Genomic DNA, 23,078 nt, shown 5'->3' with positions numbered 1-23,078 from the left:
ACGAGTGTCAGGCTGAGAAGCCACTTAGAACCGTCAAATTGCTATAGACCTGAAACACTATCGTGCAGATCGCTGCGAGCGAGATCGGCACCCCAAACGGCACAACGCCTTTGCGGTCCAAATGCTGAACGTAGAGGCGGAAAGCGCCCGCGGGCAGCATGAACGGGTTTTTCACGATCAACGCCGTGGCGAGGGCGAAAACCAGCAGCAGTACGGAGAACACTAGAAGGCCGCTGCCGCCGATCAGCAACGGCACCACCGCCATCAGCTTGACATCGCCGCCCCCGACCTTGCGCAAGGCCCAGAACGGAAAGAGCGCAACAAACAGCAGAAGACTCGCAACTGCGCTCAGGCCCATGTCCCACCACGAACCGGATTGCACCGACAGGAGTTGCAGCGAGCCCAGACCCAGGCAAAGCAGCAGCAGCACATTCTGGTTGGATATCTTCTGGGTGGTGAAGTCGAGCCAGGCGATTCTTGCCAGCAAAGGGATGGCTAGTCCCTTCAGCAGCAGCGATGCGACGAGCAACATCCTATAGCCTTACCGCTCGAGATTCTTCACGCTGGACGACAGGAGCTGCAGATTGTTGGCCACGGTCGGATCGTTGGGCGCCAGTTCATAAGCCTTGAGGAAATTGCTGCGCGCGTCCTGCAGCTTGCCGCGCAGCAGGTAGGAATAGCCGACATTGTTGTAATATTCGGGCGTCCCGCCGACCAGCCGGAAGGCTTGGCGATAGGCGTGGTCGGAGAGGTCGAAGCGGCGGATGCGATCGCTGCTGGCGGCCAGACCCATCCAGGCACCACCATCATTGGGCGCCAGTTGCGTCGCCTTGTAGAACAGGGCGCCGGCATTGCCGTAGTTTTCCGCGCGGAACTGGTTCTTGGCTTCGGCGACGGCCTGGTCCGAGGCATAGTACTCGACGTCGCTAACCGTCTTCAGCCCGTCGAAGGCATCGCCAAAGGCTGTCACATCACCTTTCGAGGGCTCGTTGGTACGGACGACGCCGCTGGTATCAGCCGTCTGACAGCCGGAAAGCACGATAAGCAGCAAACCGGCTACGGCTGCGAGGCGCATTGGCCCTGTCATTTCGTCCCCCAAAAGAGTTCTCCGACTCTGTATTTCGACCAAAGCATATACCTGCCTAGAAGAAAATGCCCCTCATTCGGAGGATCACTGGCAGCATGACGACCATCATCACCACCGGGAAAATGCAAATCCCCAACGGAATCATCATTTTGACCGGCAACGCGTTGGCGCGCTCCTCGGCGCGAAGGATTCTCTGTCCCCGCATTTCGTCGCTATAGACACGCAAGGCCTCTGTCAAACTTGTACCGAGCTCCTCTGATTGCCGGAACAGAACCGCCAGCGCCCGTGCCTCTTCAAGCCCGATGCGGTCAGACAGTTCGCGCAGCGCGTCGCGCAGCGGCTTGCCGGCGCGCAGCTGCAGAGTCATGATCGCGAGTTGTATACCGAGCCATTTATGGGTGCCCGCCAGTTCGTTGCTGACGCGCTCGACCGATGCCTCGAGGCTCATGCCCGCATCGGCGCAGGTGATCATCATATCCATGAAATCCGGAAAGCCGCGACGATAGACCTGTTTTTGCCCATTCTCGAACCGATCGAGCGCGATACTTGGAATGACAATGCATGCCAGCCCAAGCAAGGCTGAACCACCAAAGGCAACAAGACTGGGCAAATGGGGCGGCAAAATCTGGGACAGTAGCGCATAGGTCACCGCAAAGCCGACGCAGACCGCGCCGAGGCGGGACAGAGTGTAAATCAGTGGCGCGCTTGACTGATAGAAGCCGGCGCGGAAGAGCTTCGCGTCCAGGGCGCTGGGCTCGTCCCGCTCCTTTTCGATCGATCGAAAATACGCCTCAACTGGCCGCTGTGCTGAAATCCTGGCCAGTTCTTCCTGGCCCAAAAGCGAGCGGCGGTTGGGAAGGCCCTTTGCCATCAGGCTCTGCGCAACCAGTTTCCGCGTCTGAAGGGCAGGCCTGAGGACAAGCGCGCCTAACAGGAATAGCGCCGCCGCCGCCAGGAAAACGGCAATGGAGACCAGAAGGCTAAGATCCTGGGTATTCGAAAGCAGGTTTATGGCGCGCCTCCGTCAGAAATCGAAATTGACCATGCGATACATGATGAAGTCACCCAGCAGCGCCCACAGCCCGAAAATCAGGAACACAGGGAAGAGCAGCGGGTTGTCCAATACCTCGCCGTAGTAGCTCGGGGCGAGGCCAGTGAGGATGGCGAGCATCAACAGCGGAAACAGGGAAATGATCCATGCGGACATTCGGCCCTCGGCAGAAAGCGCCCTAATTTTCAACCTGAGTTTCTGCCTTTCGCGCAGCACCGATGAGAGGTTCGACAGGATCTCGGTCAAATTGCCGCCTGTCTTGGCCTGAATTGACAGCGACACCGACAATAGGTGAAGACCCTCGAAACCGACGCGTTGCGAGAGTTTCCGCACCGCGTTTTCAAGGCTTAGGCCAAAGGTGATCTCGTCGGAAACAATGCCGAATTCGGTGCCAAGCGGATCAGGCATTTCTCGGGCGACAAGGCCTATCGCCACGGAAGTCGGATGACCGGCACGTAACGAGCGCACAATCATGTCGAGCGCGTTAGGAAGCTGGGCGGCGAATTTCTGGATTCGTTTGCCGCGCGCGCGGCGGAGTACCAGAAATGGCAGTAAGAAGCCGACCAGCAGAAAAATAGCAACCGAAACCATAGTAGAGAAGTTCAGCAGGAACGCAAAAATCAGCGCTAACACCATTCCGGCGAGCATAAATATTGTGACAAACGACAACGGGTTTCCGGTAATACCGGATTGAGTGTATAGTCTGTTCAGCCCGACGGTATTAAACAGAAAATCGCCCGAGCTGGTTAACCCACGTTCTCGCAACAATCCTTGCAATGTCTGCTCAGCCGGAACCTCGTCAGCGAGCCGCTTCAGCCGACGATTGATCGTGCTGACCCGCGAGCGGCGTTTGGAATAGGTTACGTACATGGTCTCGGCTGCGAGAATAACCGAGGCTGCCGCCAGCACATAAATGAAGTAAAGCAATGTCTGGCCCGTCGGCATCAGAGCGGAACCTGCGGGTTGAATGCATCCTTGGCGAATTGGTGGCCGAGTGTCGCCGCTTCCTGGGCAAAGCGCGGACGGATGCCGGTGGCGCGAAATTCACCGACGATCTGGCCTTCCGCGGTCACATCGCGGCGAACGAAATGGTAGATTTCCTGGAGTTGGATGACATTGCCTTCCATACCGGTCAGTTCCGAGATGGAAACCACCCGCCGTCCCCCGTCCGAAAGACGCTGCGTCTGCACGATGATGTCGATCGCCGACGCGATTTGCGCCCGGATTGAATCATGGCTCATCGGCATGCCCGCCATGCCGACCATCTGCTCCAGGCGCGATATCGCGTCCCGCGGCGTGTTGGCATGAATGGTGGTCATCGAACCTTCATGGCCGGTGTTCATCGCCTGCAGCATGTCGAAAGCTTCTTCACCGCGGACCTCGCCGACGATGATGCGGTCCGGCCGCATGCGAAGCGCATTCTTCAGCAGTTCGCGCTGACGAACCTCGCCCTTGCCCTCGACATTGGGCGGACGCGTCTCCAGCCGGCCGACATGCGGCTGCTGCAACTGCAGTTCCGCCGCGTCCTCGATGGTGATCAGGCGCTCCCGGGACGGGATGTAGCTTGACAGCGCGTTGAGCAAGGTCGTCTTGCCACTGCCGGTGCCGCCTGAAACCAGGATCGACTTGCGTGCCTGCACCGCGATCCGCAGCAGGTCGATCATCGGCTGGCGGATCGAATTGAACGCCATCAGGCGTTCGAGCGAATAGGGGTTTTTGGAGAATTTGCGGATAGACACCAGCGGGCCATCCACCGAGATCGGCCGCACCGCGATGTTGACACGCGACCCATCTTCCAGCCGCGCGTCTACCATCGGCGCGGATTCATCGACGCGGCGGCCGATCGCCGAGACAATCTTGTTGATGACACGCAGCAGATGCGCCTCGTCGCGGAAACGGATCGAGGTCTCCTCGATCACGCCGCGCCGCTCGATGAAAACGCGATTGTGCGTGTTGATCAGTATGTCGGAAATTGAATCGTCCTTCAGCAGCGGCTCGATCGGCCCCAGGCCGAGCATCTCGTCGGCGGTGTCGCTGGTCAATTGATCGAGCTCGCGAGCATTCAGCGGCACGTTGCGAGCGCGGACAAATTCCCGCACGATCGGCCGGATCTCATTCAGAATTTCATCCTTGGACGCGTTTTCAAGGGCGGTCAGGTTGAAGCGATCAATGAGGTGGCGGTGGAGCTCGACCTTGAGCGACAGGAAATCGTCACCATGCGGTTGCAAGTCGACGACAGGAGAAACCGTCGGGGTGGCGGGCAAAACCGCCATCGGCTCGAGCTTTGGCTCGACTCGCAAATCGCTTGGCCCTTTGGTGAACCGCCCCAGCATATCGCGTTATACTCCCCCGTAAAATCCGTCGCCACGGAAACTAAACGTTAACCACGCAGGGCACAAGCGCCAGCCACGCACCATGCAATTTAATACTTCAGACATAGTTAAGATCAAGCATCAGAAAACGCGACGTTTATTTGGTCAGCGGCGCTGTCCTAGTGGAACACGAGCACTCGCCTTTCAATGCCAAGTGCTTTTTTGTCACGAAGGCGCCATGGAACCCACGCAAGCCCTTAGATATAAAGGAATATGCGCTGCCGCTAATGCTGCCCTACTTCTGCCATACCCACGGCCAAATTGTGAACGAATGGTTAAGATGGGTTGAAAAACGAGCCGAATCAATGTTTTGGTCCGCCTGAGATCGGCAATATTCTTGCCAGATCATGTATAGGAAAGTTAAGAAACCCTTAATCCCGTTTGACTCTGATTTTGGTCGGGACTTAGATCGAGACGACGGGGGATGCTTGGGTATGGATTTCATCCTTGGCTCGTCTCGTCGGGTTCGAAACCTCCAAAGGGAGAAATTGGCATGAAGAAGCTCATGACGATGACCCGGCAGTTCCGCGACGACGAAAACGGCGCTGCCATGGTCGAATATACTATCTTGCTCGGCATCATCACTGTCGCAGTGATCGCCACAATCGTTCTAGTCGGCACATGGATCAGCGGCAGGTGGACGGCGCTCAACGCAGCGCTTCCGTGATTTCGAATTGGAGCTGGCCCAGGCCGTAAAAGCTTGAGCCAGTTCCTCTGACCAGAAGATCGATCGACCTCTTGGCACGATTTTAGTCGGTCGCCAGCCAGGCGCTCGATACGAGGGGACGGGATGCTTGGGTATGGATTTCATCCTTAGCTCGTCTCGTCGGGTTCGAAACCTCCAAAGGGAGAAATTGGCATGAAGAAGCTCATGACGATGACCCGGCAGTTCCGCGACGACGAACACGGCGCTGCCATGGTCGAATATACCATCCTGCTCGGCATCATCACCGTAGCCGTGATCGCCACAATCGTTCTTGTCGGCACATGGATCAGCGGTCAGTGGACGACGCTGCAGGCGGCGTTGCCGTGAGACCTTGGTAATCTCATCGACGTCGGACTTTTTCCGACGTCGATGAACTAAGATGAACCCATTCGGGCGGGGGAAGAAGTGCGCGCTAACACTGTTATTATGATTGTCCTCGCCGGCGTGTTCGGAGTGCTGGCGGTGGTGCTCGCCAATATCTGGCTGGCCAGCCAGCGCAGTGCGTTGGCGCGGACGGATGACGTCCAGCGCGATACGGTTGTGGTTGCCGCTGTACCTCTAAAGTTCGGCGACACGCTAACCGCCGATAAGCTGCGCGAAATCGCTTGGCCGTCAGGTGCGGTTCCGGCTGGCGCGTTCGGGACGACAAAAGATCTACTGGCCGGCGAAGGGACAAAGCAGGCGTTGCAGGCGATCGGCGTCAACGAGCCCGTCTTTGCCACCAAGATCACTGGCCCGGGCCAACGCGCCACACTTTCGGCGGTGCTCGGCGAAGGCATGAAAGCAGTTTCTATCAGGGTCAACGACGTGCTTGGCGTCGCCGGGTTTGTTTTCCCCGGCGACCGGGTCGATGTGCTGCTGACGCGCAAGGTGCGCACCACCCAGGGGACGGACCAGAGTTTCGTCGACGTGCTTCTACAGAGCATGAAGGTGCTCGCCGTCGACCAGGTCGCCGATGAAAGCACCGAGAACCCGACGGTCGTGAAGGCGGTAACGCTCGAGGTCAGCACCAAAGACGCCCAGAAGCTTACCTTGGCTGCCGATGCCGGCCAGCTGTCCCTAGCCCTTCGCCAGGCTGCCGCCAGCAAGGGCGAGACGACCGAACGCATTACGCTTTCAGATTTGACCGGTGATACGCCTGACGATGTCGCCGCCAGGCAGGCCGAACTCGCCAAGCAGGCAATAGCCGAGGCTGAGGCCGCAGCCGAGCGCAAGCGCGCGGACGACAAGATCAATGGGCTGACCCAGGCCGTGGAACGGGTGGGAAGCAGGCTCGACCTGTTGAGCAACGCAAAACCTGTTCCTGCAGTGGCCTCAGCACCCCAGGTGCAAGAAGTGGTTAAGGAAGTGATCAAATATGTGCAGCCAGAGCCGCCGGCGCGTGCGACGATCGGCGTCTTCAGGGGTGTGAAGCTTGAATCTTACGACGTGCCGCGACAAAAATAACGCTAGGGTATTGCCGAACGAATCGGCAAGGGGGGTAGTCTAGATGCGTATGTTCCGGGGACCACTGGCGGCTGCCGCGTTGGCCTGTTCGGTGATGCTATTGCCGATCGACCTTGCTGCTCATGCAGCCGACCGCAGGATCGATGTATCGAACCCCAGCGTCCACCGTATTTTCCTGCCCATGTCGCAGTCGGTGACGATCCAGGTTAACGCCACTCTGGGTGACATCGTCGTCGGCGACGAGAAGATCGCCGACGCCCAGCCAATGACCGACCGGACGCTCTATGTCATCGGCAAGAGCGCCGGCACCACCACCGTCAACCTCTTTTCAGAAGACAAGCGCTCGCTTGGCGTGATCCAGATCGAGGTCGGCGTCGACGTGAGCGACATGGCGCAGGCGATCCGGCAGGTGGCGCCCAGGTCGCGCATCGATATCGGCTCGATCAACGGCAAGATCAGGCTTGGCGGCCATGTCAAGGACGGCGCCACGCTGGCGGCGATCATGCAGGTCGCCCAGCAATATGGCCCCGACGCGATCATAAACGCGGTGACGGTCGACGACAGCCAGCAGGTGAACCTCGAAGTGCGGGTGCTGGAGGCCAAGCGCAATGCCGGCCGCGATCTTGGCGTCTCAATCAGGAGCACCAACGGCAGCGGCACGACCCGCACCGGAACGGGCATAGCCGCCGTCGACGAAGACAATGTGGTGCTGGGCCCGGGGGACCTGGTCAGCGGCATCCTGTCGAACACCAACCCGTTCGGGGCGCTGATCGCCCGCGTCATCGACAGCAACATCAAGGTCGACGTGATCATCGAGGCCCTTGAAGCCAAGGGCGTGGTGCGCACCCTTGCCGAACCCAACCTCACCACTCTTTCCGGTGAAGTCGCCAGCTTCAATGCCGGCGGCGAAGTACCTATCCGCGTCGACGACGGTGATGGCGAGATCAGTATCGAATACAAGCAGTTCGGCGTCAATCTGCTGTTCACGCCGATCGTTCTCAACGACGACAAGATCAACATCAGGCTGGCGCCGGAAGTCAGCGACCTCACCGGTTTCACCGTCGCCGGAGACCCGATCTTCACCAACCGCAAGCTGTCTACCGTCGTCGAATTGCGCGACGGCCAGAGCTTCGCGGTCGGCGGGCTTTTGTCCAGCAAGAACACCAAGACCCAGAGGCAGGTGCCTTGGCTCGGCCAGGTGCCGATCGTCGGGGCGCTGTTCCGGAATTCGAGCAACCAGAAGGAAGAGACCGAACTGGTCGTGATCGTGACGCCGCGTATCGTGCGCCCGGTAAAGCCCGGCGAACAACTGGCGACGCCGTTCGACAAGACGCGGCCAGCCAACGACCCGGAGCTCTTCATCCTCGGTCAGCTCGAAGTGACCAAGGACATGGTTCGCAAATATGAACTCGGCCAAGGCGTGGTCGGCCCCTATGGCCACATGCTCGACCTGAAATCCAAGGACAAGATGATCTATGTCAAGAAATAGCGCGTTGATCATCCTCCTGTGTGCCGCCCCGCTGACTGGCTGCGCCGATTATCTTAACCGCTACGATACGATGACGCTGGCATCGGGCGACACGCAGAAATACAACTCGCTGCTGCAGACGGTCGATCCGCTCAATCCGGCGTCGAAGAACACGGCCATCGAAGGCGACGGTGTGCGCGCTGCCGCTGTTGCCCAGAGTTACAAATTTCCACCGCCGCCACCGCCACCACCGGCCATAACGGTCAATGTCGGCGACACCGCGGACTAAACAGAAGGGTGCGGGTTCAACGTCAGGCAAAGCGACTGGCGTTAGGGGAGCTAAGAGTAAGGCCATGCTGCGGATTGTTCGCGCGTTCTGGCACGATCAGAGGGGAATAGCGCTGATATTGGTCAGCATCATGCTGCCGGCGATCATCGGCTTTTCCCTGCTGGCGATCGATATGAGCCGGGTCAACAACCTCCACAACGATCTTCAGAAGGGGGCTGATGCGTTTGCCCTGGCAGGCGCGGCTGAACTGGATGGGACGTCGGGCGCTATCACCCGTGCTGATAGGGCGATCGCTACGCTGGTACGCAATCGATACACCTTCTCGACCTCCGGCCCGCCTCAAACGCTAGCTGCCGGCGGAGTAACGCGTCGCTATCTTCGCTCGTTGCCGGCCACCGACAATCTCCCGATCGTGGCGGCCAATGTGATCACCGACGAACTGAACGACGCCAGACTTGCCCGCTTTGTGGAAGTCACGGTAACCCCGGTCGGATTTGCCGCGATCTTTCCGGCTTCCTTCTTGTCATCCGGCGCCAGCAACAGTTTCAATGTCGGGGCAGTCGCCGTGGCGGGCTTCACCTCCGGCGTCTGCGATTTTACGCCGGTCTTCATGTGCAACCCCTATGAGATGGTGAACGGGACCAATGCGGCTGGCGGGTACACACTTGAGCAGGCTGTTTCCAATCCGGCTGTCCATCGTCGGTTGATCGAACTGCGGAAAGTTGGAAATGGGGCTGCTGCTGGTCCAGGTAATTTCGGCTTCCTCGAGCCCCCGGCAGATGTGGGGAACGGCGCTCAAGCCCTCGCCCAGACGATCGCGACATCAAGGCCGATTGGCTGCTATAACTCCGCGAACGTTACCACGAAGACAGGTCAGAACGCCGGCCCGGTACAAGACGCCTTCAATGTTCGTTTCGGGATTGGAGCCAACGGTAACCACTTCGATAGTGCTGAATACGGTCCGGCCGCCAATGTCCGAAAAGGGGCGATACAGACCACAGGTAGCGTCAATCAATGCGCTGCCATGAACCAGCTTTCGTTCACCGAAGCTGGAACAATGGGCCTTCCGCGCGATGCGACAACGCCGTATCAGGGCGGCAGGATGGGCGACGGAGATTGGAATTTTTCCGGCTATTGGAGCACCAACTTCGGTTCCGCCTCCTATCCATCGTCATGGGATACAACCAAGCCGACGCGCTATGAGGTCTACCGTTACGAGATATCGGCCGGGTTGGTGGGCACCGCGTCGACAGGTGGAGAGATCGGAACCCCGTCGGCAGCTTGCCAACCGCCCGTCACCTCAGTTGATCGTCGGTTGATTTATGGTGCGATCCTGAACTGCACTGCACTCGAAGCTGCGGGCAACGGCCTGTCCGGCCACAGCACCAATCTGCCGGTCGAAGCCTTCGGCAGCTTCTTCCTCACTGAACCGGTTGCGTCACCATCGGATGATGCGTCGGTGATGGTTGAACTTGTCGACATTACCGGTCGCGGCGGCCAGGGCACCCTCGACAATTTCCTTCGCGACGAAGCCCAGCTTTATCGGTGATGGCGATGATCCGAACGCTATGCCGCCACCTCGACAGATTTCGACGCGACAGCCGTGGTGCGGTGCTCGTCGAAATGACGCTGATCACGCCGCTGATGCTGATCCTGTCGGCGGGCGTGTTCGAGTTCGGCAATCTGATCCATAACAAGCTGCTGATGGAGGCCGGCCTGTCGGACGCGGCACGCTTTGCCGCGCGCTGCAACAGCCAGTTGTACACCCAGGCCGGGCTGGCGGCGATCAACTGCGCGGATATCGCCACCAACATCGCTGTGTTCGGCAAGGCGGCGGTAACAGTGACAGACGTTCCGCGCGTCAGCGGCTGGCAGACATCGGATGTTACGGTGACCATCGCCGCCCCCGCTTCCTGTCGCCCCGCCGTCGTCAATGGCGTCACCCAATATCGCTCCACCACGGCACAAGTCTGCATCGTCCGAGCGGCCGGCAACTATCCATATACCGGCGTCGGCATGCTGTCGTTCATCGGAATCGGTCCGATCACGCTGACCGGCTCTCACGAGGAGCGGTTGATCCGATTCTGATCATGATCAAGCGTTTTGCGAAATCGGAAGACGGCGCGGCGATGGTAGAAATGACCATCGTGGCGACGCTGCTGTTTGCCCTTGTTCTCGGTTTCGTCGATTTCGGCCATGCCTTCTATCAATGGAACGCCGCCACCAAGGCCGTCCAGTTAGGCGCGCGCCTGGCGTCTATTTCCGATCCGGTTGCCACCGCGCTAGCTACAGCCGCACCGACGACGACACCGGGCGCGCCGGTGGTGGCCGCCGCTTATGGACCCTTCGTCTGCGCATATACCGCCGGCACAGGGGCTTGCAGCAATGGCGGCACATTCAATGCTGCCAATTTCAGTCGCATCTTCCGCGGCGATACGGCAGTCACTAATGACGACGCCTGTCCCGCGTTGGCGACAGACCAGCGGCCGGGTATGTGTCATTTCTTTCCTGGCCTGCGGCGCGACAATGTCGTCATCGCCTATTCCGCCACCGGCCTGGGCTACCAGACTCGGTTCGGCGGACCGGTGCCGACAATCACCGTCAGCCTTCAGAACCGGACCTTCCAGTTCTTCTTTTTGCAAGGGCTGATGGGGTTTGCGGACATCACCATGCCCTCCATGCTCAGCACCGTCACGGGCGAAGACCTGAAGAGTACCGCGTCATGAATGCCATCAACACCAAGGTTCTGCCGACCAAACGAAAGCAAGTGGCCCTATTCTCGTCGGATCCACAGTTCAAGCGCGAGGTGGCGACGCGGCTCGACGCGCTGGCCATTTACGATGTCAGGATTTCCGAGACGGCTGACTTCCTCAACGGCCCGCCCCCCGAGACGCGCCCGGGCATCGTCATCCTCGACCTTGGCCATGGCGAGTTGCTCGGCCAGCCCGGAATAGTCGCGGCGCGCGCCTTGTGGACGACGGTGCCGCTGATCGCGGTCTCCGACGAATTGACCTCCGAACAGACGCGCATCCTGGTTCGCATGAACGCCTCGGATTGGCTGCACAAGCCGCTCGATGCCAAGGAACTGCTGAACGCGGTCACCTTCCACGACACCGGCAACCAGGGCACCAAGAGCCGCATCATCACTTTCATCAGCGCCAGCGGCGGCGCCGGCGCCACGACGCTCGCTCTGTCGGCGGCGGAATTCCTGGCGTCGAAATCCACCGAACGTGCAGCTTCGACCTGCCTCGTCGACCTCGATTTCCAGAGCGCCAATTGCGGCGCCTATCTCAACCTGTTCAACCAGTTCGACGTGGCCGGCATCATCGGCCAGCCGGAAAGGCTCGATGTCGAACTGATGGACGTCATCAAGCTCTCTCGCCCGTCCGGCCTGACCCTCTATTCATTCGAGAGGCCGCAACTGCCGTTTGAGCCGCAGGGCGCCGATTTCGTGTTCCGGCTGCTGGACCTCGTCGCCTACCGGTTCGACGACATCATCATCGACCTGCCGAATATCGAAACCCCCTGGCAGAATTCCGTGCTTTCGACGAGCGACGAGATCTTCATCGTCTTCGAGCTCAACGTCGCCTCGCTGCGGCAAGGCAAGCGGCTCTACACGAAGATCCGCGAACTGCGCGGCAATTCGGTGAGCATCACCCTGGTCGCCAACAAGCATAAGCGCAAATGGTTCGGCAACCACTTTTCGCGCAGCGAACTCGAGAAGATATTCAAGGCGCCGCACATCAAGTCGGTCGGCCTCGACAATGCGCTGCTCACCGACGCGCTGAACCGGGCCATCCTGCCTTCCGAAGTGGACGGGCGGGCGCGCTTCAACAAGGACCTGAAGCGGATGTTCAAAGAGCGGCTCGATGACGCTGCACGGTAGATATCGCATCGTCCCGAGGCTTGCCGGCGCCTGCATCATCGGCCTGGCCTTGGGGATGCCGGTCTGGGAATTCGCCCATGCCCGATCTGCGTTGTCGGACCGGCCGCCGCTGCCGGCAATGGGCCCCAGCCTGCGCAAGGCGGTTGCTCTCCAAACCGCGGAACGGGTCGGCACGATCATCATCCGCAAGGACGAGAAGGCGCTTTATCTAGTCACCCGGCAGGGCCAGGCGCTGCGCTACCAGATCAGCGTCGGACGCGACGGCTTTGGTTGGACCGGCATCGTCAAGGTCGGAGCGAAAACGGCATGGCCGGAATGGCGCCCGCCCCGCGAAATGCGCGCCCGCCAGCCGGAGCTGCCGGAAATGGTGCCCGCCGGTCCCTACAATCCGCTCGGCGCCAGGGCACTCTATCTGCTGCGGGACGGGCGCGACACGCTCTACCGCATCCACGGCACCAACGATCCCAAGGGCATCGGCTTCGACGGAACATCGGGATGTTTCCGTCTTACCAACACCGATGTGATCGATCTTTTCAAGCGCGTCTCGATCGGCGCAAAGGTGGTGGTCCAATGACGATGATCAGCGACCCGGATATACCGGCAATCGACATTGGGCCGGCAACCCACACGGAAGAGCAAGCTGCAGTTGGGAAACCGAGCAATGCAAGGATGCTCGGCGTTGTCGCCGTCGGCGCCTTGCTGATCACGGCGGTGAACATAGCGGCCGCGGTCTATTTCTACCGCGGCATCAACGATCTGCGCCTTGTCGAACGGCGGCTGGAACAGCTCGGATCATTCGAGCAACGGATCGCGGCCCGGCTCGATACGGTCAACAACGGCTTCCAAAGCCGGTTTGAAAAACTGGACAGTCAACTGCAGGGCAGCTTCAACGAAGTCAAAGGCAGCATTGCCCGGCTTGAACAGGAGCTGCCCCTGGACAGTGACGACGACATGTCGAGCATCGCGGAGCCTTCCGTGATCACGACCAGCACCATGGCGGAAACAGCCACCGATCTCGAAGAAGCGACCGAACCCAGTATCGTCGAAGCGCCGCGCCCACCCAAAAAGAGGATCGCGGCGCCGCCCCCTCCCCCAAACGCCTCCTACCAGCGCATCGTGCAGCCTGACGGCAAGGTCCATTACAAGAAAATCAACTAGTTCCTCTGCACGGAGGATTTGGTTCTTAGCCTGAAAGCGACCGTGGACGGTCGCTGTAGGCCGGCCTTCAGCCGCGTTCTCTGACGCTGGCGATTAGCCGTAAGCCCCCGCGCCTTCGTCATCCTAGGGCGAAGCAAGGAGCGAAGCGACGCCGCGCAGACACTGGATCCATGCCGTTACCTCTGCCGAACAATGCAACGGCTCAGAACGGCGCTTGTATCCGCAACTGCGCTCGTTACCCTTCAGCCATGACCGGCTATGCCTATATGACCGCGAGCCAGAAGCGCGGCACGATCTACATCGGCGTCACCAATGATCTCGGCCGCCGCATGCCGGAGCACAAATCCGGCCAAGGCTCGCGCTTCACCAGCCGCTACGGCGTGCAGCGGCTGGTCTGGTACGAGGAACATTTCGACATTCGCGACGCCATCCAGCGCGAGAAGTCGCTGAAGCGCTGGCCGCGCCAATGGAAGATCGAGCTGATCGAGAAGACCAATCCAGAGTGGTTCGAGCTTTTTCGCGGAACGGGGTGGTAGGGTTCGGTTCTGGGCCGCTGCATTCTTCGGCTGATGTCACGGAATGGATCCCAGGGTCTGCGCCGCGTCGCTTCGCTCCTTGCTCCGCCCTAGGATGACGAAGTGGAGGGAAGGTTCGGCTAATCGAGAAGGCACCGGCGTGCCCCGGGTCCTACAAATCCCGCTGCAGAGCAATAAGCCGTACGGCGACCGCCCGGGAACGCTGTCGCGCTTCGCTGAGAAACGCAACATGACAGTAGGCGCAGGCCGCAGTGCCCAGAAGCAGCACCAGGCTGTTCTGCCAGGTGAAGTCGAGCATCAGCGAGAATGGATGGCCGCTCGGCGCGGTGAATGCCGCGATCGTGCTCGCTGTTTCAGAATGGCTGCTGGAAGCCATCATCAACCCGGCGAAAAGCAAAGCGGCGTGGTTGGCAAGGAAGAAGAACGCGGCCGATTTTCGCGTCCGGCAAGCCATCCAGCAGAGGATCGATGCGGCGGTCAGGATGGCGGCATCAAGGACCATTGAACCGCTGAGATAAAGGTCGACCTGCTGCCAGAACATCGTCGCCAAAGGGCGCAGTTCAAGCCAGATCCGCCACAGGGCGGGGCTGGCCGGATAGCTTCCGAGCAGGAACGTCGCTGCCCGCTCCCCTGCCAGAATGAGAAGAATGAGAGCCGGAAAGGCAAAAAGCAGTAGCGACTTGCGCGTCATGTTCCCTCGCCAATCGATAAGCAGAATAGGCTGCAAAGATTGCGCGAAGCTTAAGGAAGGCGGCGAACAGCATTGATCACAGGCGCAGGCGCAGCCCACAACCGTGGCGAGCCGCCCGTTTATGTGCCATTTTTGCTACATCCCCGAAACTTTATGGCCCAGACCCTATTTAAAGCCGGTGCTAAATCAATAAACACTCACGTATTCGAAGAATTTATCGGATAACTTGTCAAAGCTTCGGTGAGAAGGCTTGGCCGTACAAAAAGCACCAGGCAAGAAGCGTGGGTGGGGTAGACCATGAATACGACAATCAAAGTGGCCATTGGCAAGCGCCTTGGCCTGCTCTTCACATTTTCGATGCTGGCTTGCGGGAGCGCTAGTGCCCTCACGCTCAAGGAAGCGATGGCCGTAGCCGTCGAGTCCAATCCGGAGATCGGCCAAGCGATCGAAAACCGCGAAGCAATCGAATTCGAACTGCGTCAAGCGAAAGGGCTCTATCTTCCCAGCATCGATCTCGAGGCATCTGCGGGAGCCCGTCGCCTCGACAATTCGTCCCGACGAGCGCTCTCCACAGAGGATGACGCGCTCTATCCGGCGGAAGCGGGTGTCGTGATATCGCAAACGCTCTATGACAGTGGAGCACGACGGGCCGAACTGAACCATCAGGCGTCGCGGGTCGATGGGGCTTCTTTCAGGGTACTGGAGCGATCTGAATTCATCGGGCTCTCCGTCGTTCAGGATTATCTTGAATACATGCTGCAGGCCTCGATCGTTTCAGAGGCGAAAAAGAACCTGGGCTTCCATCAGGGGATTCTCGGCGATATCCGGCAAGGCATCGCGGGTGGTGCGTTGAACGAGGCCGATCGGCAACAGGCCGAGGAGCGCCTCTTCGCCGCCAAGGCACGCATGCAGGAAGCCACCGAAGAGCTGGAACAGGCCAAAATACGGTTCTTCAAGACCGTCGGCAAGCCGCTGACGAACGCCTCAAGGCCAGGGAGTGTTGGCGGCGCGCTGCCAAGGTCGCTTGATGAGGCGCTGGGACTGGCGCGCGAGAACAATCCGCGCGTTCACATGGCCAGCAGCGATATAGATGCCGCTGCTTCACTGGTGGATGCAGCCCGGGCCAAATTCGGACCCGCTATCGTTGCGGAAGGCCGTGCGCGGGCCGGATATGATATTGATGGCGACGACGGCGACGCCAGCGACCTGCAAGCGCGGCTCGTGCTGCGCTGGAACCTCTATCGCGGAGGTATCGACAAGGCCAACGAACAAGAACAGATCCGCCGCACCAGCGAACAGCGACTTGGATTGCATCAGGTCCTGCGTGAAATCGAGGAAGCCATCCGCACCTCGTGGGATCGCCGCTTCCGGCAAGCCGAACTTGCAAAGACGTTGAGACAGCAAGCCTCCGCAAGCGAAAGGCTCGTCGCCTCCTATCGCGAACAATTCAAGGTCGGACAGCGTTCGCTGCTCGACGTGCTTGATGCGCAAAATACGCGGTTCAACACAGCAACGCTGGCGGATACTGCCTCCTACGCATCGCTGTTCGCCGAGTATCGGCTGTTGGCGGCGACCGGGCAGCTGCTGAAAACGATGAACCTTCAGCCGGCAAAACAGGCGGCGGCTTATGCCAGGACCGAGTTTGCAACGCCGGAGACTGCTGACACCGAAACCTATGCGCGCACCCCGTCGGAACAGAAAAATGATCTGCCTTTCGACATCCTCGCCCCGGTCAGGAAGAAATAGCTCGGTTTAAGGATCGATCGAGAGTCCTTGCGGGCAGATCGTGAACCAGCAACCAAACATCCTCTCCCCCAAAGAGGCATTCAAGGCCTGCTTTTCGGCTGTTGCCGGATATCTCGGCAGGCCGAGCGCCGAAACGGTCCTGTTCGCCGGGGTTCCGCTTTCAGAGACGCGGATAGAGGTGGATGACATCAGGCATCTTGCCGAACGCATCGGTCTAGAGGTCCAGGAATTCAGCCACCGGGATTTTCTGCGCGGTCGTGTCGATCTTCCTGCCATTCTCTTTCGCGTCAGCCAGTTGCCTGTTGCCCTGCTGGCGGAGATGCAAGACGGCGCATATACGACCGCCCCGCAGGAAGATGGCCGCACGATCATCGCCAAATCCGAGCTTGCCGCCAGTGTCATCAGTGGCGGCGTTTCCTTTTCGATAACCTATGCCAATGCCACCGAAGGAATGAAGGTCGGTTCCGCGGCGAAGATAGAAAGGCGTCACTGGCTGACGGGAACGATGGGCGCCTTCTGGCGCACCTATTCGAAAGTGGTCCTGTCGGCGATATTCATCAATCTGCTGGCGATCGCCTCGCCGATCTTCACCATGAACGTCTACGACAGAATCCTGCCGAACAAGGCAACTTCAACGCTGTGGGTTCTGGCAATCGGCATCGGCGCCGTCATTTTGTTCGATCTGCTTTTGAAGACCGCCAGGGCGTCTCTCATCGACTATGCCGGGCGCAAAGCAGATCTGCGAATATCATATCTTCTGTTCGAAAAAGTCCTCAACTCGTCTCTGTCAGCGCGCCCTGGCTCGACCGGTGAATACGCAAATCGCGTGACTCAATATGAATTCGTGAGGGAGTTCTTCACCTCCAACACCATCAGCGTCTTCATCGATACGGCTTTTGTGTTCGTCTTTCTTCTGGTCATCTATGCGATAGGCGGCTGGCTGGTGGTCATACCGGCATTGGCCTTCGTGGCGTCGGTCATCGTCGGGCTGATCACGCAGCGACGTATCGGCAAGCGAGTCGCCGCCTCGATGAACGAGGCTTCTCAGCGCCAGGCCTTGCTGGTCGAATCCATTTCGACGCTGGAGACGATCAAATCGCTGCGGGCCGAAGCGTATTTGCTGCGGAGATGGGGCGAGCACTCCAAGAACGCTGCCAACACGTCGGAAAAGATCAAGCAGCTTTCGGCCGCCGCCGGCAACATCACCCAGGCCATACAGCAGCTTGTGACCGTCGCCCTGGTCGTAGCCGGCGCCTATGCCTTCTCGGAAGGTCATATTTCTACGGGAGCAATAATAGGCACGGTCATGCTGGCGAGCCGCGCGGTGGCTCCGCTTGGCCAGATCGCCATCACGCTTTCGAGACTGCGGCAAGCCATGCTCTCGTTGAGAATCATCAATTCGATCATGGCTCAACCGGAAGACCGGCCGGACACGGTGGGCTTCGTCAATCGCCCCATCCGCAACGGTGCGATGGTGTTCAGGAATGTCGGGTTCGTCTATCCCGGATCGGAAAACGAGGTTCTGACCGGCCTCAATTTTTCGGTGAAACCGGGAGAACGGATCGGCATCATCGGCCGTATAGGGTCCGGCAAGACAACGATGGGTCGCCTGATCGGCAGGCTTTTCCTTCCGACCTCGGGAGAGCTTTTGCTCGACGGCATCGACATCCGCCAATACCACCCGTCGGAGGTTCGCGCTGCGGTAGGAATCGTCGCCCAGGCCGGCGATCTGTTTTCAGGCACCATCAAGGAAAATCTCCTGATGGCGTGCCCCGAAGCGACCGATGAGGAAATCATCGACGCCGCAAAGGCCGCCGGTGTCGACGAGTTCGTCTCTCGCCACCCGCGCGGCTATGACATGAATGTCGGCGAGCGGGGTACCAATCTCTCGGGGGGGCAGCGACAGACGGTGGCAATTGCGCGCCTGCTGCTGACCAAGCCGAAAATCGTCTTCCTGGACGAGCCGTCAGGCTCAATGGATCTCGCCTCGGAAAGACAGTTGATCAAACAGCTCAAAGTGGCCTTCGATGAAAACACGACGCTGATCGTGTCAACCCACCGCTACAGCATGCTTGAGCTGGCGGATCGGCTTATCGTTGTCGAACAAGGCAGGATAGTTGCAGACGGACCAAAGGAACAAGTCGTAAAGGCACTGCAGAAAAGTGGCTGATCAAAATAGATTATATTGAACGAGTTCAATATAATGGGGCGTGGGGAAATGCTTGCCAGAGAAGACCGTCCGCCGCTTTTCGCGTCGGCATCCATATTCATCATAGGAGCGCTCTTCGTCGTTTTCGTTGCTTGGGCAGCTTTTGCCGAAGTCGATGAAATCGCACGCGGCGACGGCAAGGTCATCCCGGCGTCCAAGACCCAAATCATCCAGGCCAGCGAAGCCGGCGTCGTCCAGGAAATCGCCGTCAAGATTGGGCAGGTCGTCAGGAAAAACGACCTGATCATTCGGCTCGACAACACGCTGAATACGTCCAGCCTTGGCGAGCAGCAGGCCAAGTCACGCGCGCTTGAAGTGCGGATCGCAAGGCTCAAATACGAACAAAGCGGCAATCTCACAGGGCCTTTTCTGTGCCCGACTGACATTCAGTCGATCGCTCCGCAAATCTGCGAGAATGAACAAAAGCTTCTCACAGCCCGGCGCGAAAACTTCGACAATAAATTGTCCGTTCTCAAATCGCGCCTCGACCAGCGCGAGAAGGAACTGGACGAAGCAGCCGCCAATTCCGACCGCCTGACAAGGAACCTAGCCGTTAGTGACCAAGAGGCAAAACTGGTTGGATCAATGGTCAAAAAGGGGCTGATGGCCAGGACAGAGCAAATCCGGGTTGAACGGGAGCAGACTGAACTCAACGGTCAGCTGAACCTGTCCGGCGAGACAGTCAAGAAGATCAGGTCAACGATCACTGAAGCTCAACTCCAGGTTGATGAGCTCGGCCTCCAGCTGCAGCAGGAAGCACTGGATGAACTGACGCAGGCGCTGGCCGAGCTTTCGGTCGTGGACGAAACCATTCGTGGGGCCACTGACAAGGTAGCGCGCACCGATATCCGTTCGCCGGTGGACGGCATCGTCAACACACTGGAGCTAAACACGGTTGGCGCCTTCGTCCAGCCTGGCTCGGTCGTGGCAGGCATCGTGCCCACCTCCGAAACCTTGCTGGTCGAAGCGCGCGTCTCGCCACGCGATGTCGCTTTCATTCGTCCCGACCAGGAGGCGCTGATAAAAGTCACCGCTTACGACTTCTCGATCTTCGGCGGCATCGAAGGCAAGGTCTCCAACATCACCGCCGACAGCTTGGTCGACGAGAAAACGGGTGAGCCCTTTTACCAGGTGCGTGTCGCGACGGACAAGTCGACCCTCGAACGGGACGGCAAGGCCTATTCGATCATCCCCGGCATGATCTGTTCAGTCGACATCAAGACAGGACGCAAGACGATCCTCAGTTACCTTTTGAAGCCGATCAACAAGGCGCGTCAGGAGGCGATGAGTGAGCGGTAGCGCCAACTCTCCTCCCAGCACCCATGATCGGTTGCTTCTGCCGATCACCAGAGAGGATTTCGGGCTGGAGTTCCGGGTTGTCGCGCGTGGCGGCATACGCCGCGGCATTCGTCTGGAAAAGGCTTTCTGGATGTCGCTGAAGCAGATGGCTGAAAACAGGAAATGCACGATCGGCATGCTGATCGACGAGATCGCCAAAAATCAAACCAAGACTGGTAATCTGACGTCGGCGATACGGGTGGCCTGCATACTCGGGCTGGCGGATGAAAACCTGATCCTGCGAAAGCTTGCATCGATCAGAACGATCAATGCCATATTGGTTGCCTGCCCCTCGCCCGCTTTTGCCTTGGCGTCATCGAAGAAGATCCTGACTTTCAATGCTCCGTTCCAGCAACTGGTCAAGCGTCAGTTGCCGACCGGACCAAACAATGATGCACGACAAGATCTCAAGCTGGCGCTGGATCTCAATGTCGCCGACATTTTTGCCCGACTCGATGCCAATGGCGAAGTTCCGATCGCCAGCGGCTTCGTCATCGGCGCCGGCGAACGTCGGTATCGGGGTCAATTGAATGCAGTGCGGGCGCCCGTACCCGAACCGGAGCTGCTGATGGCGTTCGTCAACGGCTAATGCATGTCGCGCAAAAGCTTGCCCTCGGGCTTGACCCTGGGCTTGATCCTAGGGTGCGCAGCGGTTTTGCTATATGGATAAAAACAAGAACTTAAAGCGCGTCGCATGAATCCGTTCAAATGCAACGCGCTTTAGAGCTGCCGCTCCGGGCAAGTGCAGCTCAATCCTGACGTGCTTCGCGTCATTTTCACAGGGACATATCCGGCTCCGAACCTTCGCCAGGAGCAACCGTTGCGAAAGCGCCCTTGATGTCGGCTATTTGCGCGCCCCCTGGTTTTGCGCCATGGATCCACGCCCGGTCAGTGCTGAAGGAATACAGCGGCAGATAATCAGGGAGTTCGCTGTCTTTCAAAACAGTGTTGTTGAGACTGTCGAGGATGAATGTGCCGCTGTCCGTACTCACCGACAGTACGGCATGAAAGAATTTTCTGCGGCGATCCTGGAGAACAACAAGCGACATGCTCTGCGCCGGGATACCGGCCCGCAGCAGAGCCGCCATCTTGAGGATGGCAAAATCCTCACAGTCGCCAGCCCGCCGCTCGAGGATTTCCGAAGGCTTCGCCCAATAGTCGAGCCTGCTGTAAACTGCACTGTCTTTCTTGTAGGCAATCGCGCGGTTTATGCTGCTGTTGACGAAGGACAGCTTGTCGCTGAACCCCCGGTCTTTGACCGCGTTAACGATCTCGGCAAAAGCAGCGCTCTTGCGCTCGCACGCACTGTTCGCAAAGCAGCCGGCGATGGCCCTGTAGACAGGTGCCCAGCGCGCCGAGACGGGAGAGTTGCGCATCGACAAGGCAACCGATCCGAACACACCGGGGATTATCGCCGCCGTCTGCACAGGATCTATGCCGGCATCGCCTCGCGACGTCGAATGAGCCTCCCCGTAATCAGCAACGGCTGGCCCGTAGCTGCCGGGAAACATATCTGTGCGGTAAGCTTCAGCAGGCCGCCAAGGCTGAAATCTCGCCAGCGAAACGCCGCCGAGGCATGGCGGCGCCTGCAACTTTTCCAGCTGCTCACCGGCCGCAGCGACATCCGCCACAATGGCATTCGCGAGTGCTGGCTGCGACAGGCCGACAAGGCCGACCGCCAGCAAGAGCATTTTGAGCCCGGTTGCCAGGCCAGCCTTTTCTTTTTTCATAACGCCCACCTTTGACTGTGGACGCTACCAATCTTGTCTCAAATTATTGGAAAGGAAGGTGGATAACTTTGTCGCAAAGGGCTACTTCTATTTTGTATAAACTTTTATATATATTTATACTTATCTTTCGCGTCATTGTCGTAAGGATTGTCAGCAAATTGCTCTGCTGCGGCAACATATATAGGGTTATATAAATATGATTTACCATGCGTAAAAAATAGTGGCAAATGCATATTAGGATATATGGAATAGATTACCAGACTGTTGCAAAGCCGAGGTTACCGCTGTCTCTTCCAGAGAAATACCGGAGGGGTTTCAGCTATGGCGACCATTATCGAATTGGACAGTGTTTCAGGTTCCTCGGACGAACATTCTGCTTCCAATGAACACAGCGGCCTGGCATCGGCGGCAGGTATCCAGGTCGCGCAAGCAGCCTCGACCGAGCAACCGGCAGCAGCCGAGCCGGTGCCGGCGGATGTGGGCAACGGCGCAGCAGTGCAAACGGAAGCGCCGGCAGCGGCCAATGCACCAGCGGCTGCGGCGCCGCATGAATATGTGGCCGACGCCAGCAACACCGTGAGATTTCCGGCCAACGTCGCCATCGACAATATCCGAGTCGACGGCCGCCACCTTCTGCTCGAACAACCAGACGGCTCGGTGGTCGTCATCAAGGACGGTGCCCTGAACGTGCCGACCTTTATTCTCGGCGACATTGAGGTGCCGCGCGTCGCCTTGCTGGCGGCGCTTGAAGCAAGCCATGTCGACATTGCCTTCGGTGCCGACGGCTCGATCTCGGCGGGGCCGGGAAACGGGACGCCGGGCAGCGCCGGCGGAAACTTCGCGGTTCCAGTCGGTGGGATCGGCAATGGGTTCGATCTATCGGCATTGCTGCCGCCGACGGCCTTGCAGTTTGGCCGTTTGGAGCCGCGCGAACTGACGATTGGCGTCAGGGAGAAAGACTCCACCCCTTCGATTGATCCTGTAGCCTCGACCACGGTCTATGAGGCTGGCCTACCGGCACGCAGCGGCGAGTCACAAGGCTCGAACGAGCCTGCGACCTCGGAGACGACCTCTGGCACGATCGGCTTCACCTCGCCGGACGGCGTGTCGGAAGTCTCGCTCGGCGGCCATGTGCTGACCGGTGTGCCCCAGACCTTCACCGACGCGACCGGCTCGCTGACAGCGAGCTATGTCTATGATCCCGCGACCGGCCTCGGCACGATCAGCTATTCCTATACGCTCATCGACAACACCTCCGGCGACGCCACCAGCGTAAACCTCCCGGTCGCGGTGACGGACGCCGACGGCGATCCGGCAGCGCCAGGCAACCTGGCCATCAACATCGTCGACGACGCGCCGACGGCG

23 protein-coding genes and 1 pseudogene are annotated in these 23,078 nt (G+C 59.1%); 17 read left to right on the top strand and 7 right to left on the bottom strand.

Annotation, left to right across the window (positions count from 1 at the left end):
• Positions 1 to 7: 7 nt before the first annotated feature.
• From EOB36_RS23665 to EOB36_RS23645, 5 genes are all read right to left on the bottom strand, one after another.
• Positions 8 to 532 carry a prepilin peptidase gene (locus EOB36_RS23665; protein WP_128285844.1) on the bottom strand — a complete coding sequence of 175 codons (525 nt, stop codon included), beginning with the start codon at positions 530 to 532 and terminating at the stop codon, positions 8 to 10.
• Between the two features lie 9 nt (positions 533 to 541).
• Positions 542 to 1,075, bottom strand: coding sequence for a tetratricopeptide repeat protein (locus EOB36_RS23660; protein WP_128285843.1), 534 nt, complete (start codon positions 1,073 to 1,075; stop codon positions 542 to 544).
• 67 nt (positions 1,076 to 1,142) lie between these two features.
• Entirely contained in the window at positions 1,143 to 2,093 is a 951-nt protein-coding gene (locus EOB36_RS23655; protein WP_128285842.1) for a type II secretion system F family protein, read from the bottom strand.
• Between the two features lie 18 nt (positions 2,094 to 2,111).
• Complete coding sequence (locus tag EOB36_RS23650; protein ID WP_128285841.1) at positions 2,112 to 3,083, bottom strand: type II secretion system F family protein; 972 nt, start codon at positions 3,081 to 3,083, stop codon at positions 2,112 to 2,114.
• Positions 3,083 to 4,471, bottom strand: coding sequence for a CpaF family protein (locus EOB36_RS23645; RefSeq protein ID WP_128285840.1), 1,389 nt, complete (start codon positions 4,469 to 4,471; stop codon positions 3,083 to 3,085). The genes EOB36_RS23650 and EOB36_RS23645 overlap by 1 nt, the downstream gene beginning before the upstream one ends.
• 532 nt (positions 4,472 to 5,003) lie before the next feature.
• Between EOB36_RS23645 and EOB36_RS23640 the strand changes: the two genes are divergently transcribed.
• The 12 genes from EOB36_RS23640 (at position 5,004) to EOB36_RS23585 (ending at position 13,999) form a co-directional block, all read left to right on the top strand.
• Positions 5,004 to 5,177, top strand: a complete 174-nt coding sequence (locus tag EOB36_RS23640; RefSeq protein WP_128244632.1) for a Flp family type IVb pilin — start codon at positions 5,004 to 5,006, stop codon at positions 5,175 to 5,177.
• A gap of 192 nt (positions 5,178 to 5,369) precedes the next feature.
• Positions 5,370 to 5,543 (top strand): Flp family type IVb pilin, encoded by a 174-nt coding sequence (locus tag EOB36_RS23635; RefSeq protein WP_128285839.1) that lies wholly within the window; start codon positions 5,370 to 5,372, stop codon positions 5,541 to 5,543.
• A 78-nt stretch (positions 5,544 to 5,621) separates the two neighbouring features.
• Entirely contained in the window at positions 5,622 to 6,662 is a 1,041-nt protein-coding gene (cpaB, locus tag EOB36_RS23630) for a Flp pilus assembly protein CpaB (RefSeq protein WP_128285838.1), read from the top strand.
• 43 nt (positions 6,663 to 6,705) lie between these two features.
• Positions 6,706 to 8,151, top strand: coding sequence for a type II and III secretion system protein family protein (locus tag EOB36_RS23625; protein WP_128285837.1), 1,446 nt, complete (start codon positions 6,706 to 6,708; stop codon positions 8,149 to 8,151).
• On the top strand, positions 8,138 to 8,419 hold the full coding sequence (locus tag EOB36_RS23620; RefSeq protein WP_128285836.1) for a hypothetical protein: 282 nt from the start codon (positions 8,138 to 8,140) through the stop codon (positions 8,417 to 8,419). Before EOB36_RS23625 ends, EOB36_RS23620 begins: the two co-directional genes overlap by 14 nt.
• Before the next feature lie 64 nt (positions 8,420 to 8,483).
• Positions 8,484 to 9,968: a pilus assembly protein TadG-related protein gene (locus EOB36_RS23615; protein ID WP_128285835.1), complete on the top strand. Its 1,485-nt coding sequence runs from the start codon at positions 8,484 to 8,486 to the stop codon at positions 9,966 to 9,968.
• The gene (locus tag EOB36_RS23610) at positions 9,968 to 10,507 is read left to right on the top strand and encodes a TadE/TadG family type IV pilus assembly protein (RefSeq protein WP_128285834.1); all 540 of its coding nucleotides are present in this window, start codon (positions 9,968 to 9,970) and stop codon (positions 10,505 to 10,507) included. The genes EOB36_RS23615 and EOB36_RS23610 overlap by 1 nt, the downstream gene beginning before the upstream one ends.
• 2 nt (positions 10,508 to 10,509) lie before the next feature.
• The gene (locus EOB36_RS23605; protein WP_127206202.1) at positions 10,510 to 11,145 is read left to right on the top strand and encodes a TadE/TadG family type IV pilus assembly protein; all 636 of its coding nucleotides are present in this window, start codon (positions 10,510 to 10,512) and stop codon (positions 11,143 to 11,145) included.
• The gene (locus EOB36_RS23600) at positions 11,142 to 12,305 is read left to right on the top strand and encodes an AAA family ATPase (RefSeq protein WP_128285833.1); all 1,164 of its coding nucleotides are present in this window, start codon (positions 11,142 to 11,144) and stop codon (positions 12,303 to 12,305) included. Before EOB36_RS23605 ends, EOB36_RS23600 begins: the two co-directional genes overlap by 4 nt.
• Positions 12,289 to 12,879 carry a L,D-transpeptidase gene (locus EOB36_RS23595; RefSeq protein ID WP_128285832.1) on the top strand — a complete coding sequence of 197 codons (591 nt, stop codon included), beginning with the start codon at positions 12,289 to 12,291 and terminating at the stop codon, positions 12,877 to 12,879. Before EOB36_RS23600 ends, EOB36_RS23595 begins: the two co-directional genes overlap by 17 nt.
• A complete protein-coding gene (locus EOB36_RS23590) occupies positions 12,876 to 13,463 on the top strand; it encodes a hypothetical protein (RefSeq protein ID WP_128285831.1) in 588 nt (195 codons plus the stop codon). Before EOB36_RS23595 ends, EOB36_RS23590 begins: the two co-directional genes overlap by 4 nt.
• Before the next feature lie 248 nt (positions 13,464 to 13,711).
• Positions 13,712 to 13,999 (top strand): GIY-YIG nuclease family protein, encoded by a 288-nt coding sequence (locus tag EOB36_RS23585; RefSeq protein WP_065009969.1) that lies wholly within the window; start codon positions 13,712 to 13,714, stop codon positions 13,997 to 13,999.
• Positions 14,000 to 14,150: 151 nt separating this feature from the next.
• Here EOB36_RS23585 and EOB36_RS23580 read toward each other — a convergent pair whose 3' ends face one another.
• A complete protein-coding gene (locus tag EOB36_RS23580; protein ID WP_128285830.1) occupies positions 14,151 to 14,690 on the bottom strand; it encodes a hypothetical protein in 540 nt (179 codons plus the stop codon).
• A 297-nt stretch (positions 14,691 to 14,987) separates the two neighbouring features.
• Between EOB36_RS23580 and EOB36_RS23575 the strand changes: the two genes are divergently transcribed.
• From EOB36_RS23575 to EOB36_RS23560, 4 genes are read left to right on the top strand one after another with little or no spacing between them, the layout of a single operon-like run.
• Positions 14,988 to 16,436 (top strand): TolC family protein, encoded by a 1,449-nt coding sequence (locus EOB36_RS23575; protein ID WP_128285829.1) that lies wholly within the window; start codon positions 14,988 to 14,990, stop codon positions 16,434 to 16,436.
• Between the two features lie 40 nt (positions 16,437 to 16,476).
• Positions 16,477 to 18,606: a type I secretion system permease/ATPase gene (locus EOB36_RS23570; protein WP_128285828.1), complete on the top strand. Its 2,130-nt coding sequence runs from the start codon at positions 16,477 to 16,479 to the stop codon at positions 18,604 to 18,606.
• 48 nt (positions 18,607 to 18,654) lie between these two features.
• A complete protein-coding gene (locus EOB36_RS23565) occupies positions 18,655 to 19,944 on the top strand; it encodes an HlyD family type I secretion periplasmic adaptor subunit (RefSeq protein WP_127288474.1) in 1,290 nt (429 codons plus the stop codon).
• Positions 19,934 to 20,572, top strand: a complete 639-nt coding sequence (locus EOB36_RS23560) for a ribbon-helix-helix domain-containing protein (RefSeq protein ID WP_127206209.1) — start codon at positions 19,934 to 19,936, stop codon at positions 20,570 to 20,572. The genes EOB36_RS23565 and EOB36_RS23560 overlap by 11 nt, the downstream gene beginning before the upstream one ends.
• Before the next feature lie 187 nt (positions 20,573 to 20,759).
• On the opposite strand, the gene EOB36_RS23555 is transcribed toward EOB36_RS23560, so the two are convergent.
• Positions 20,760 to 21,713, bottom strand: coding sequence for a transglutaminase-like cysteine peptidase (locus tag EOB36_RS23555; RefSeq protein ID WP_127288473.1), 954 nt, complete (start codon positions 21,711 to 21,713; stop codon positions 20,760 to 20,762).
• A gap of 321 nt (positions 21,714 to 22,034) precedes the next feature.
• On the opposite strand from EOB36_RS23555, the pseudogene EOB36_RS23550 reads away from it, so the two are divergent.
• Positions 22,035 to 23,078: pseudogene (locus EOB36_RS23550) on the top strand (hypothetical protein); the annotation flags it as partial.

The sequence above is a fragment of the Mesorhizobium sp. M6A.T.Cr.TU.017.01.1.1 genome (assembly GCF_004023115.1).
GTDB classification, from domain to species: domain Bacteria; phylum Pseudomonadota; class Alphaproteobacteria; order Rhizobiales; family Rhizobiaceae; genus Mesorhizobium; species Mesorhizobium mediterraneum.
Note: the sequence above shows the minus strand (reverse complement) of the source record. Positions and strands in the feature narration are given on the sequence as shown.